The 12,945-nt window shown below is 30.1% G+C and carries 14 protein-coding genes and 2 pseudogenes; 7 read left to right on the top strand and 9 right to left on the bottom strand.

The window, feature by feature from the left end; genetic code table 11:
- Positions 1-135 precede the first annotated feature (135 nt).
- Together KPL44_RS10545 and KPL44_RS10540 are read right to left on the bottom strand one after the other, a co-directional pair.
- Complete coding sequence (locus KPL44_RS10545; protein ID WP_216249604.1) at positions 136-864, bottom strand: DUF2812 domain-containing protein; 729 nt, start codon at positions 862-864, stop codon at positions 136-138.
- Between the two features lie 15 nt (positions 865-879).
- Positions 880-1,200, bottom strand: a complete 321-nt coding sequence (locus KPL44_RS10540) for a PadR family transcriptional regulator (RefSeq protein WP_193564926.1) — start codon at positions 1,198-1,200, stop codon at positions 880-882.
- A 503-nt stretch (positions 1,201-1,703) separates the two neighbouring features.
- Between KPL44_RS10540 and KPL44_RS10535 the strand changes: the two are divergent.
- The 3 genes and pseudogenes from KPL44_RS10535 to KPL44_RS10525 all read left to right on the top strand — a co-directional run bounded on the left by KPL44_RS10535 (position 1,704) and on the right by KPL44_RS10525 (position 4,238).
- A pseudogene (locus tag KPL44_RS10535) lies at positions 1,704-2,566 on the top strand (AraC family transcriptional regulator).
- A gap of 216 nt (positions 2,567-2,782) precedes the next feature.
- Positions 2,783-3,574, top strand: coding sequence for an alpha/beta hydrolase (locus KPL44_RS10530; protein WP_216249602.1), 792 nt, complete (start codon positions 2,783-2,785; stop codon positions 3,572-3,574).
- A gap of 58 nt (positions 3,575-3,632) precedes the next feature.
- Entirely contained in the window at positions 3,633-4,238 is a 606-nt protein-coding gene (locus KPL44_RS10525) for a sugar O-acetyltransferase (RefSeq protein ID WP_216249599.1), read from the top strand.
- A gap of 215 nt (positions 4,239-4,453) precedes the next feature.
- On the opposite strand, the gene KPL44_RS10520 is transcribed toward KPL44_RS10525, so the two are convergent.
- The 4 genes from KPL44_RS10520 to KPL44_RS10505 form a co-directional block, all read right to left on the bottom strand.
- The gene (locus KPL44_RS10520) at positions 4,454-7,090 is read right to left on the bottom strand and encodes an ABC transporter permease (protein WP_216249595.1); all 2,637 of its coding nucleotides are present in this window, start codon (positions 7,088-7,090) and stop codon (positions 4,454-4,456) included.
- Positions 7,087-7,770: an ABC transporter ATP-binding protein gene (locus tag KPL44_RS10515; RefSeq protein ID WP_216249592.1), complete on the bottom strand. Its 684-nt coding sequence runs from the start codon at positions 7,768-7,770 to the stop codon at positions 7,087-7,089. Before KPL44_RS10515 ends, KPL44_RS10520 begins: the two co-directional genes overlap by 4 nt.
- Positions 7,771-7,881: 111 nt before the next feature.
- Positions 7,882-9,102: a sensor histidine kinase gene (locus tag KPL44_RS10510; protein WP_216249589.1), complete on the bottom strand. Its 1,221-nt coding sequence runs from the start codon at positions 9,100-9,102 to the stop codon at positions 7,882-7,884.
- Entirely contained in the window at positions 9,095-9,760 is a 666-nt protein-coding gene (locus KPL44_RS10505) for a response regulator transcription factor (RefSeq protein ID WP_216249587.1), read from the bottom strand. The genes KPL44_RS10510 and KPL44_RS10505 overlap by 8 nt, the downstream gene beginning before the upstream one ends.
- Before the next feature lie 669 nt (positions 9,761-10,429).
- On the opposite strand from KPL44_RS10505, the gene KPL44_RS10500 reads away from it, so the two are divergent.
- Positions 10,430-10,612, top strand: coding sequence for a hypothetical protein (locus KPL44_RS10500; protein ID WP_216249584.1), 183 nt, complete (start codon positions 10,430-10,432; stop codon positions 10,610-10,612).
- A 48-nt stretch (positions 10,613-10,660) separates the two neighbouring features.
- Here the strand turns inward: KPL44_RS10500 and KPL44_RS10495 are convergent, their stop codons facing one another.
- On the bottom strand, positions 10,661-10,882 hold the full coding sequence (locus KPL44_RS10495) for a hypothetical protein (protein ID WP_216249582.1): 222 nt from the start codon (positions 10,880-10,882) through the stop codon (positions 10,661-10,663).
- A gap of 214 nt (positions 10,883-11,096) precedes the next feature.
- On the opposite strand from KPL44_RS10495, the gene KPL44_RS10490 reads away from it, so the two are divergent.
- Positions 11,097-11,270, top strand: coding sequence for a LysR family transcriptional regulator (locus tag KPL44_RS10490; protein ID WP_216249579.1), 174 nt, complete (start codon positions 11,097-11,099; stop codon positions 11,268-11,270).
- Positions 11,271-11,393: 123 nt separating this feature from the next.
- A complete protein-coding gene (locus KPL44_RS10485) occupies positions 11,394-11,879 on the top strand; it encodes a hypothetical protein (RefSeq protein ID WP_216249577.1) in 486 nt (161 codons plus the stop codon).
- 169 nt (positions 11,880-12,048) lie between these two features.
- Here KPL44_RS10485 and KPL44_RS10480 read toward each other — a convergent pair whose 3' ends face one another.
- Both KPL44_RS10480 and KPL44_RS10475 read right to left on the bottom strand, forming a co-directional pair.
- Positions 12,049-12,273 (bottom strand): hypothetical protein, encoded by a 225-nt coding sequence (locus KPL44_RS10480; RefSeq protein WP_216249574.1) that lies wholly within the window; start codon positions 12,271-12,273, stop codon positions 12,049-12,051.
- 283 nt (positions 12,274-12,556) lie between these two features.
- Positions 12,557-12,724, bottom strand: a complete 168-nt coding sequence (locus tag KPL44_RS10475) for a hypothetical protein (RefSeq protein ID WP_216249571.1) — start codon at positions 12,722-12,724, stop codon at positions 12,557-12,559.
- Between the two features lie 62 nt (positions 12,725-12,786).
- Here KPL44_RS10475 and KPL44_RS26045 point away from each other — a divergent pair.
- Positions 12,787-12,942 (top strand): annotated as a pseudogene (locus KPL44_RS26045) (phage integrase N-terminal SAM-like domain-containing protein); the annotation flags it as partial.
- Positions 12,943-12,945: the final 3 nt, after the last annotated feature.

Here is a 12,945-nt window from a genome sequence, read left to right as displayed (position 1 = left end):
CAATTCTCAATGAAATATATACATTCTCTATTCCAACTCTAAAATAACTAATTTCTATCATAGTTATTACCTCCTACATAAAAATACTCTTACCCATATTGTTAAGGTAAGAGTTTTCTTTAATTTGTATATAATTTATAAAGACTTTTTATATTTCTTAAAGTAGGCTGAACTTGAAAAAATAAAAAAAGCACCAAAAATTATAAAAAATACTGCTGAAAAATATTGTTTCCCAATTAAATGCCATATTCCTATAGCTAACCATAGAACGCCTGCAATTGCATATAATTTCCATGAACTTTTATTATCTATTACTTTACTATTACACTTACCATATTTTTTTATTTGCTTAATTCTTGAATTATATGCTAAATAAGGCATAAAATTAAAGACAAATATAAATATATCAATTATTAATAATCCAAGGATAATCAGAAATATAGGTTTAATTACAATTGAGGAAACAACTAGCAACCCCATTAGTGCTATAGCTATTATTAAAGAATATAGAGTTCCTTTTTGGGTTTGATTTTTTATACTTGTATATTTATCTATTTCTGATTCACAATCACTATAAATAGGTTTAGTTCCAGCTTGCGCTGAAAAAATGTGCATACAATTTTCTATAGAAACAACAAGTTTCCATCCTGCATCTTTAAATATAGTGAAGTATTCTTCATTTGTCTCTGTTTGGTAATCTAGGTTATATACTATGTTTTGAGGCTTATCTTTTCTTAGTTTATAGAAAAAGCACCCTACTATGTCTTCTAATATCCAACCTTGACTTGCATAATTTTTTAGTTTTTCCATATCACCTTCTTCACTAAAGGCAAGTCCACTAATCATTACATATTTACTTTTCATGAATATCCCCCTTTTCTAATTTAAAAAATTTTGAGCAAATTTAACCATCTGTTTTTTACGCTCAATCGCTTTTATGAGCATCTCTCGTCCTTTATTTGTTATTTTATATACTTTTTTATTTTTATCTGTGTCAGAAGTTAACTCCACCAAATCTGCTGCTAAAAGCTTTTTCAGTGTTGTATAAAGTGATGCAGGACCAATAGTAACTTCATTATTAGTAAGGTTCTCAATAGTTTTCATAATTAGGTATCCGTGCTTTTCCTCAATAACACTAGATAAAATATAAAAAGCAGAATCTGTTAGTTCCCCAATATCAATAGAATCCTTTCTTGGCATAAAATTCTCCTTCATATTATATATATCATTTAATGATATATCATTCATTGATATATCATCAAATATAATATATCAATAAATGATATATTTGTCAATTGTTTATCTACTGCTTTTTTATTTATATACTCTTGTTTAATTATAAAAAAAACACCACAAGGAAGGCTTCTACTATAGCCAACCCTGTAGGCGTTATCCAAACTTTTATCATTACATTTTAAAATCCAATTTTAGTAAAAACCTCATTTACTTATGGTACGGTTCAGTGCTCATAGTGCAATAATATATATATAGTAAAAATTTAATTAAATTTAACAATCACTAAAATGAGGTTTTTCTACTGAAGAATCTCATTACCAATTGTGGACTTATTGGCAACATTGATGATTTTCATCATGGCTATTAAAACCAATAAAAAAATGAAATAACAGCAAGTAAAATCAAGCAGTAATCCCTCTATTTCTTTATAATGAATGTAGGGTGATTGAAACGAGGTGAACATATGAATGTACGAGTGGAAGAAGCAAATTCAAATAATCGTTGCTGAAATTGACAAATGTATTAAAAATTATAATGGCGAAGCCTTGACACTACGATCTCTTTCTCGCAGGTTGGGTTATTCCGAATTTTATACAACGAGAAAATTCAAAGAAATATCTGGTATGCAATTTAGGGATTATCTGCGGCATAGGAAATTAGCCTTTGCACTAAAAGAGGTTCGGGATAGTGAAAAAAACCTAATCATGTCGTTCTTCGTACAAAAATAAACCCTTTCGACCGCTACTTTTTAGGATTGGGAGAGATTGGTATGATGAAATCTACAGATGATGTTAAAATTTATTTTGTAACCATTCCCGCACACAAATTTTTGCACATTAAAAACTATGAGAGTAATGGGTATTGGGATTTTTGGCAAAAGCAAAGTCTTATTCCGGGACAGGACTGTGAAACAATTTGCGGCTTACTCGATAGCATCAAGGGCAAATTGGATGACGATGGTGGTAGCGAATCTAACAGCGGTAGCGGTCAGATTATGGCGTACATTAACAACCCGGACGGCAGACTCTGCGATTGGGGTATTCCACGCACAGAGTGTTACGGTACACGTCTTCCTTTTGATTATAAAGGCGAAGTACCACCACAAATGCTTATGATTGATGTTCCCGAAGCCGAGTATATTGTTTTTGAACATGGGCCATTTGATTATGAGCAGGAAAATCGTAGTGTAGAGGAAAAAATTGAAAAGGCAATGGCAACTTTTGATTTTGCAATCACTGGCTACTGCTTTGATACTTCCCCCGGTAGAATAATTTACCTTTATTATAATCCGGAACGGTTTCTTAAGTATATCAGACCAGTGCTAAAGTAAATAAAATGGACTGCCTATCCACTATTGTTTCTAACGAGAAAATCAAACAGGAAATAACAATTTACAATTAATATTTTAAATGTAACTCACATTTAGGCTATATGCCATTTTGAAATTGTTGTAAATATACTTTATTTTTAAATTATGGTATTATAAGTATGATAAAAAACCTATATTGTATTCGTACGATTCAATTCCAAATGAGGTGCTACAAAAATGAATAAATCAAAAGTAGAAAAAGTAAACTTTTATAGCGATGTACTTGATAAAGAAATAGCAATGCTGGTATATTTACCTGAATGCTATAATAATTCACCTCCTCTGCCTGTATTATATTTTCTACATGGGAGAAGTGGGAACGAAAATATAATGTTTGAAATGGACATACCCACTAAAGCTGATCGAATGATAAAAGATGGGGAAATTAAGCCTTTGATAATTGTATGTCCAAGAATTGAAAACAGCCGGGGGGTGAACTCATCCTTAATATGTAAAGAGGCACCTAATCCTTTAGAGAATAATCGAATCATAAATTTAGGAATGTATGAAGATTACTTTATTAAAGAAATAGTACCTTTAACAGATAAAACTTTTAATACTATAAAAGATAGAAAAGGAAGATATATAGGAGGGGCATCTGCTGGTGGCTATGCAGCTCTTCACAATACATTTCGACATCAGCATATGTTTTCAAAAGTAGGAGGTCATATGCCTGCTTTAGAACTGAAACTTGAAGAGGAAGACAAGCCATATTTTAAAGACATGGGTGTCTGGGAAAAATATGATCCAATATATATTGCAAGAAAAAATAATATTTCTTTTGATATTGATGTTTATCTTGATGCTGGAGATAAGGATGAAGGTAGATTTTATGAAGGTTGTTCAACATTACATAAAATATTGAAAGAAAAAGGCATAAATTCTCAAAATCATGTGTTCCTTGGTAATCACAGTGCTGAATATATACAATCGAATATTGAGAAATATCTAAAATTTTATGGATGCTAAATTATAAAAGTCGGTTTATATCCTGCGAATCAAATCTATTATTTTTAGGAGGTAACCTATGAAAGAAGAAGAAAAAATATTTGCGGGCAGGCTGTTTGATGCCCGTACGAAAGAACTTCGAGATATTAAACATAAGACACATATACTCTGTCAGAAATTTAATTTGCTTGATGAGTACGATGAAAGTCGTCTACCAATAATCAAAGAATTTATCGGAAAAATCGGAGAAAAATATTATTTGCAAGGTCCTATACAATTTAATTACGGGTGCCATACGTTTATCGGTGAAAATTTCGGTGCGAACTTTAATACCACAATTTTAGATGATGGTAAAATTTATATCGGTGATAATGTTATGCTTGGACCTAACGTTTCCCTCATGGCATCATCACATCCACTCATCCCCGAAGAAAGAGTTGCCATGAAATACAAGGACGGACATGTGTCTGTATCTGAATACGCAAAGGAAATCCATATTGGAAACAATGTTTGGATTGCTTGTAACGTTGTGGTTTGCGGTGGTGTTCATATTGGAAATAACGCAGTCATCGGCGCTGGCAGTGTTGTTACAAAAGATATACCAGATAACTATCTTGCATATGGGAATCCGTGCAAACCAATAAGAATAATTACAGAAAAAGACTCAAAGTTAGATTTACTATAATTATTCATAATATATGTTGCAACAGTACTGTTAGATTGTAAAAAATGGGGAGAATATATTTTAGAGTAATTAAAACACCGATATAGTCAAAAACCTTTTTGATTATATCGGTGTTTTGGAAATATATGTCCTAATGTATATTTTCGCATTTTGCGGTTACTACCCACCTATGATTATAGTTGTAAAAAATAATTTTTTTACAACAGACTCCAGTACTATACTATTTCGTCTTTAATTGATTCTATTACATTACTTTTTTTAACGGCTGTTGAAGAAATCCCATACGCCAAAAATATAGATGCAATTATAAGCATAGCATACGCTAGAATTGGTACAACTGGAAAAACAGATATAAACTCAGGCCATGTGATTAATGCTACTCTTAACATAAACCAACAAATAAATAATACTATTGGTATGCTAACAATAATCGGTGTTAATGCAAAGAACAACCCTTCTATCATCAACATTTTATTTAATCCTTTTGGTGTTAATCCTACTGCACGAAGCATAGCAAATTCTCTCTTGCGCAGTCTAAGATTATTCGAAATGGTAGAAAAAGCATTAATAATGCCAATTAATCCAAACATTAAGGCTACAGCAAAAACACCAATAGAAATGGATTTTTGAACCAGTTTGTCATTATTTTTTTCGACCAGTAGACTCCATATAGTAAAATCTTCGGTTCCAAGATAAGAACTGCAAATTCGAGTTAGTTCTTTCTTCACAGCTGGGCTAGCCTTATCACCCACCAATAAATCAATTGACATACTGCTAGATTCAAGCATACGCTCTGGCATAAAATTACTAACTAGTTGTTGATAGGTTTTCATAGGAACTATATATGCTAAGCTGTATCCACCCATTCCTAGCTCAGAGGGAGAAATCTCTGTAACATGACCAATTTGAGCATTAAATTTATAATTTGTTTTCATATCATTTTCTGTTTTTTCATTTATTACTAGCTTATCGCCTTGTTTTGCATTTAACAATGGTATTTTTCGCATAACTTTTTCATTCTCTGATACATATCTTGTGCTATCTAACAATACTCCTGTTGTCACACCCTCCTTATAATATGATTCATCATCGGCACCGATTTTTTCACAATACTTTTTAAATGATTTATCGCTTAATCCAACTAAATTTGTTATAATTCTATACTTTCCATTTTCACTCGATACATTATGTTTGGAGGGTACCTTAGCAAATCCTCCATATTTAGCAAAAACATCTGACTCCTGTTTTGATGTTACATAAGTTGAAGTACGTACCTGTCTTCTAATGACACTATCCCTAACCTTAGGCAGAGAAATAACTTCATTTATCATCTTATCACTTGGTTTATCAACAGTTTTTATGCTAATCTTCATATCATGAAGATTAGGTATTTCAGCATTCTTAGAATTGGCTAAATTGAGGATGGCTATAATGTTCAGATACCCCGCTATTAAGATAAAACACATTGAAAGAGATAGGACTGCCGTACGCAAAGCCTTTTTGTTAGCTGAAAATTGTGATATTGCTAGTTCACCTTCTATACCAAATATTTTATTGATTATTGAGTGGGATTTTTGTTTTTTTAATTTTACTTTGGTACTATTCTGACGTATTCCAGTAATAGCAGATACTTTCATCATTTTTCTTGCAGGAATATATGCTGAAACTAAAACGGTAATCAATGAGACTATGATGGAAAAACCAACTACTACCCATGAAAAGGAAACATATGCATTCCTATAATCTTCTGTAACACTAAGAATTTTATTAACTTTAGAAAACACAATATTACTAAATAGATATCCTATCATGATACCAATTGGTAATTGAATAATCCAGAGCAAAAGTCCTTCATAGAGAACAGACGACTTAATTTGCCTTGGAGTTGCTCCTAAACTTTTTAGAATACTTAGTTCCTTAATCCTGCTGTTAGCAGATAAAGAAAATGCATTATAGATAATAAGAATAAATGACCCCATAACTAGTAACATAATTGTTATTGCCATTGCTATCATCATAATGATTTGAGTGTTTGCAACACTTTTATCGCTAATTCCATATAAAGTTAATAAAGGTGTATTATACTTAACTCCATACTCTCCATTTTCATTTTTGGTTAATCCCGTAGCTTTCGCAATTCGTGGTAATGTTTCATAGATTGTGCGAGGGTTCACAAAACGCATATAAACCGTAAGTTCATCTTTAGGCTTAATGTGCGAAGTATCCAAGTATCCCATGGCGATGTATCCGGGGTATGCAGAACTCGCAGAAACATCTAATTCTCCAACTATTGTATATATATTAGTTTCTGTTGTTTTAAACGTCTCGCCTGATCGTTTCGTACTTTGATGGTTAACTAGGTCACTACCAAGCATTCGATTACCTACGGGAAGAGTCAACTTATCACCAATTTTATATGAAGGATTATCCGCGAAGAATAATTTTGACATAACAATTTCTCCGGATTTTTTAGGAAGTTTACCTTCAGTAAGAGTATTTTTTAAATCCATGTCTAGCCAAAAATTTGTATTAGCATCTCTCATTGATAGATACGGGAGTTTTGTATTGGAAAGTTTAGCCGTAACCCACTGTCCTTTAATCATCGTGGTTTCAACCTCGGGATTTTCTGTGACATATTTTAATTTATCACCAGCTATAGAGTTGTATAATTCTCCATGCCAATAACCTGTATGTTCAATTGTTGTGGTTACTTCTGTTTTCCATTTAGAATGTATAAATATACATAGCGAACATAGAAGTGCCGAAGCGATTATAATAGCAATTAGTATAGAAATTGTATGTCGCTTATTCTTTTTCATATGGTTATATGTGTATTCATTCATAATTTTCATTTTTTAATTACCTCATCTGACACAATTCTACCATCCTCAATTGTAATCACTCTATCTGCTGACAACGCAATTTTTTCGTCATGTGTAATCAATATCATAGTCTGATTATATTCTTTATTTGAAACCCTCAACATCTCAAGAATAGCTTCTGTATTTGCTCTGTCAAGATTTCCAGTAGGTTCATCTGCTAGAATAATAGACGGTCTATAAATTAATGCTCGTGCTATAGCAACTCTTTGTTGCTGACCTCCTGAAAGCTGATTTGGTAGATGACTAAGCCTTTCATTTAAACCAAGCATTTTTATGATTTTATCAAATTCTTCTTTTTTAGGTTTTTTACCATCCAGAAGCATAGGTAATAATATGTTTTTTTCTACATTTAGTGTCGGAATAAGATTATAAAACTGATATATTATTCCTACTTTTCGCCTACGAAATATTGCTAATTCAGTTTCATTCATTGATGAAATATCAATGTCATCGATATATATTTTTCCTTTTGTAGGGTTATCCACTCCACCTAACATATGCAGGAGTGTTGATTTTCCTGATCCACTTGATCCAATTATTGCAACAAATTGTCCTTTGCTTATCCTCAAATTTAAATTATCCAATGCAGTGACTTTTGTCTCACCAATTCCATAGGTTTTTGTAAGATTTTCAGTTCTTAATATTTCCAAAGTGTTATCTCCCCTCTTTAATAAGGCCTACTTCCATAATATTTAGTCCTTATTTTCTTCTAAACCCAATTATATCTTTGTTAAGTGACCTCTCGGTGACATTGATTACAATTAATTTATATAAAACTTAATTGTGAATGACGCTCCCCCTGTTTTTTTATTTTCTGCTCGAATTTCACCGTTTTGTTTCTTAACTATAGATTGAGCAAGAGCGAGTCCAATTCCTACACTGTCCTTGGCTGAATTTTCGCCTTTGTAAAATCTAGTAAATAAGTGCGGTATATCCTTTTTTTGAAACCCTTCTCCATTATCTTCAATAATAATTTGTGTACAAATAGGGTTTTGTTCATATACTATGGAAATTTTTCCTCCTCGCGGTGTATGTTCCACACAATTTTTAACAATATTTAAGATGGCTTCATTGTTCCAATAAAAATCTCCCATAAAAACTACATCACTATTCTCTTGAATAGAAAGTTGTTGCTCTTTTTTTTCTATCATTAAGATTAATGGCTCAACAGCAGTACATACCATTTCATAAACATTAATCGATTTATATTCTAATGATAAGGTTCCTGCATCTAGTTTAGAAAGTGTTAACAATGACGAAACCAAATGATTAAGACGGTATATCTGAGCTGAAATACGCTCAATATACAAAGCGTCATCTCCATTTATAGGACTGCCTTCCAATAACTCAATCATAAGTGACATTGATGTAAGTGGTGTTTTCATTTGGTGAGAAATATCTGCAAGGTTATTTGTTAATTTTTCTTTTTCTTTCCTTTCTTTTTCTCGGTTTTCGCGAAGCAGCACAACTGTTTTATATAGTTCGTCTTCTAAAATAGAGAATTCGTCTTCTTTCTTCTGAGGGTTTATTTTATAATTTCCTTCGTTGATAGCGTAAAGAGATTCTGCAAGATTATCGATGCGTTTACGCTTTATATGATTTAGCCCTACCAGAAATCCTCCAAAACAAAACAAGAGTGAAGCAATCAAAAATAAAATACCAACCGTAACTATATTAAAACTTTTACGATTATTATAAGAACTATTTAAAAAACCTTCACTATATCCATATTGCTCTAATATTTTTTTCCCTTTATTAATTTCTGCTATATTATTAGTTTTTAGCGATGATATCAATACTTGTTCAATATTAGGATCAGCCTTAACACCAAACGCTATAATCTGTGCGGCTTTTTCATAAAAAATCTTCTCTGTCTGCTTAAAAATAAAATTTCCAAATATCATACAAAAAAATGTTATACATAAAAAACTAATAACCATCCATACAGTAATTTTCTTTTTACTTATATACCCCTTAATCATCCAACCTATAACCTATTCCTCTCACTGTTTTAATAATTGTATTATTCGTAAGTTTTTGACGAAGACGCTTTATAGCTACTGATAATGTATTATCATTTACAAATTCACCATCGATATCCCACAGTTTTTGAAGTAAAACCCCTCGCGTTAAAGTTCGGTTTTTATTTTCTAATAGTTGCCTAAATAGATTGTATTCACCAATTGTAAGTTCTATTTCGATATTATTTTTATATACCTTTGTTTCTGATTTAATCATTTTAATATTTCCACACCATAGAATATCGTCAAGTATTTGTTGTTTTACAGTTCTGCGTAAAACAGCAAGTATACGAGAATGCAAAACACTTAATTTAAAAGGTTTGGTGATGTAATCATCCCCTCCAATATCTAGTCCTTTTATAATATCGCATTCATCATCCCTGATAGTTATAAAAATAATAGGAATGTCTTTAATCCCTTTTACATAACGGCAAAAATCAAACCCTGAACCATCAGGTAAATTTAAATCTAATAATATTATGTCGATATCTGTTTTAAAAAGTTCTTTCCCCTTTTTAAAATTCTCTGCATGAATAACCTTATAACTATTTCTAAGTAAAAATGTTTTTATACCTAAAGCAATTGTTTCATCATCTTCAATCAAAAATATCTTAAGCATTCGCGAACCTCCTTAACATTTAACAATCACACTATTTTTCTTGTTCTCCCGCACTAAATTATTTTACTTGTAAAAAATACGGTAATCCTCATCAAGATTAAAAACGCAATACTTTCACACTATGGAATTTTAGGGGTAGCACTCGAAAAAGAATATACTATTAGCGTAAAGCATCGATAGATAGTGACAACAATATGAATGATTGCATCACAATAGAATCACCAGTTGAAACAAAAGATAATTACATAACTAAAATAAGGATTAATAACGTAGTTTAGGGAAATTTTAAAGAGTTTTGTATCCAAATAAAAATACTGTTCATTAACTTTTATGTTCATATTTGGCTAAGCACCCAGTAAATACATCCATAAACTTATGAACAACACCTAAATTGGTATTGTGTTACTTTCAGAATATCTTAAACCTGTATTGAGTTATCTTGAATAGGTTGTATTTCTGTATAATAGGTTACAAATGATGGAATAAAAAAATTATATAATGTAGTTTAGATGAAATGATAGTTAGTAAGCCTCTATAATGTTATTGCATGTTACCTTTTTAGTTTAACATACTTTTACATAAAATATAACATTCAAAGTAATACCTCTGTATCTACAATAAATATCGTGAAAACAGATCTCCATGTCATTTAATATGGTGTTATTAAAAATGTGGCAGGTATTAATGGAAAGATATATCTATATATGCTATATGATTTCTTCTATCAAAATAGGTAGTGATAAAAGCGTTAGTCTTTCTGAAATATTAAACACAATTGATAAAAAAGAAACTGCTGTGCTAACAGCTTCTCCAGCGATGGCTGAAAATAAAAGAACAAGAGAAGTTATTTAACAAAGTAAAATACTCCAGGTTTAAGAATGTGCTAATATTTTTAATTCATCAGACTCCACAACATGACCAGTTTATCCAAGTGAACCCGCAAAGTGGAATAGCATCATAGTCTAAAAAAGTAATAGCTATTGATTTAACTTTATCAGAAACATCAATAAATTCAATAGGAAAAGATATACATGGATTTCCTTTATATTGATATTTCTGCTCAGCAAATTTTGAATATTTAGCTGGTAAATAACCATTTTCTGTTGTAACATTAATTTTCATAAATTCTCATGTCCTTTCTTTTCTACCTAATTTTTTAAGATCTTTATGAATACTTCTTTGTTGCATTCCGTATCTTATAGTATTATCTTGATAATTCTATCGTAATGTTAACCCCTTTGTTATAGATAATACATTAAAACTATATATTTAAAAATTTGTAATTTCTTGATATACTATTAAGGAAATCTTAATGATTGGTCGATAGGAGAAAAAAATGAATTTAGAATGGTATTACACCTTTATAGTTATTGCAAAATATGAAAATTATAGAAAAGCAGCAGATGAATTGTTTATAACACAAACTTCAGTATTTAATCATATAAAGAACTTAGAAAATCTTTTAAAGCTAAAACTTTTTGAAGCAAAAGTGAGAAATATATTTTTTTAAGAATTATTTACTCAATTCATTAAAAATGAGCAAAATTAACATGCTAAGGTGAAAATTATTTATGGGATTTTTAATGTTTTTTTATGTAATATACCTAATACTTTAGGAAGGGGTCTTATAAAAATGAAAAAAAGAAGTATTTTTATTATCATATACTTAATAGGCATACTACTCTTAGGAAGAGTAGTATATAGAATTTATTTCCCTAATATTGATTCAAATAATTATTTATCAAGTAATGATAAATTATCTGAAAAAAGTTTTGAATATAACGGAAATGAGAAAAGTGGTGAGAATACCGAAAGTTTCGACTTTGGAAATTTTAATGGCAAATGGTCTTTAATGGAGTTCACATCAATCAAAGGTAATAAGATAACTATTAATGATAATACAAAAATTAGTAAAGGTAAATTTTATATTGTGATTTTAGATTCAGAATATAAAATTATAACAAAAAAAAATGAGCTAAGTAATAATGGAAATCTAAATTTCACTACACCTAAAGATGGAAAATATTCTATTAGAATTGTCGGAGAAAAGGCAAGTGGTACTTTCAACATAAGCACCAGCAGTAATATAAAGCTTTCTCATATAGATTTATTTGATTAATTATCAAGATATATAAATTCTATATACCCTAAATAAACCACACCCCGAAGCTCAAACATTTTTTTAAAAGTATGTAGACTATAAATGCAACAAAGGTCCTGCCCCTTTATAAGAATTAATTTTGTCATTTATGTGTTACATTCACTTTATTTTCAAGTAAAATTAAAAACTATTCTTCTTTTATTTGTTTCATGTAGTTTTTATTTCCACAAGAAGGACATCTCAATTTATGTTTATAAAAATTTGGCACAGTAGTGGTAGTAGACATTTTTATTGGTGACACCTTAAATCTGTTATTACAACTAGGGCAAATAAAATAATATTTTTTAGCCATTGGTTTCAAAAAAACAATATAAATTACAATTGCTGATGTTATAATAATTAAAAATCTCATTATACCTTTTTCCTTCTTTCATATAAATTAAAATAATTTAATGATTTTATATATTCATTATCATTAAGTATGTCATTCTCCTTTAAAGTATCAAGCGTGAGGTTAAATATAATAGTAAAGAATGACCAATAGAATCAAACTGAAAGCAACTCACTTACCCTTGTGTTACTTTCGGAATATCAATATACGCTTAATATTAAACCCCTATCCTTATTAAATATGGGAGTTACTTGCGACGGAATATATGAACATTCTCTCATAATTACAGTTCTAATATACTTTACTATTTTTCTTTTTTTTTCTGGATAAACCCCTGTGCAATAAATGTAAAACTTAAACATATAAATATAATTCCTTGTACTTTATTATTGGAAATAAAATATATTATTGATGCAATTGCAAATAAGATTCCGGAAAAAAAGTTTAAGTTACTGGCATTAAATTTTATCATATAATAGTATCCCCCCTTAAAATTTTTAGAATGTACAATATAAGAAAGATAACTCATATAATATGAATTACATAGACAAAAACCTTTTTCATAATACCCCAAAGCCCATAAAAAATTATATCCGCCACATTAGTGAATTTGCTAAATACTACAACAAATCACCAAAATTTTTAAGAGAAAAAGAAATACGTGAATATCTTCATTATTGTATCATGAAAAAG

It is taken from the genome of Clostridium sp. DSM 17811 (assembly GCF_018861905.1).
GTDB classification, from domain to species: domain Bacteria; phylum Bacillota; class Clostridia; order Clostridiales; family Clostridiaceae; genus Clostridium_AD; species Clostridium_AD frigoriphilum.
Note: the sequence above shows the minus strand (reverse complement) of the source record. Positions and strands in the feature narration are given on the sequence as shown.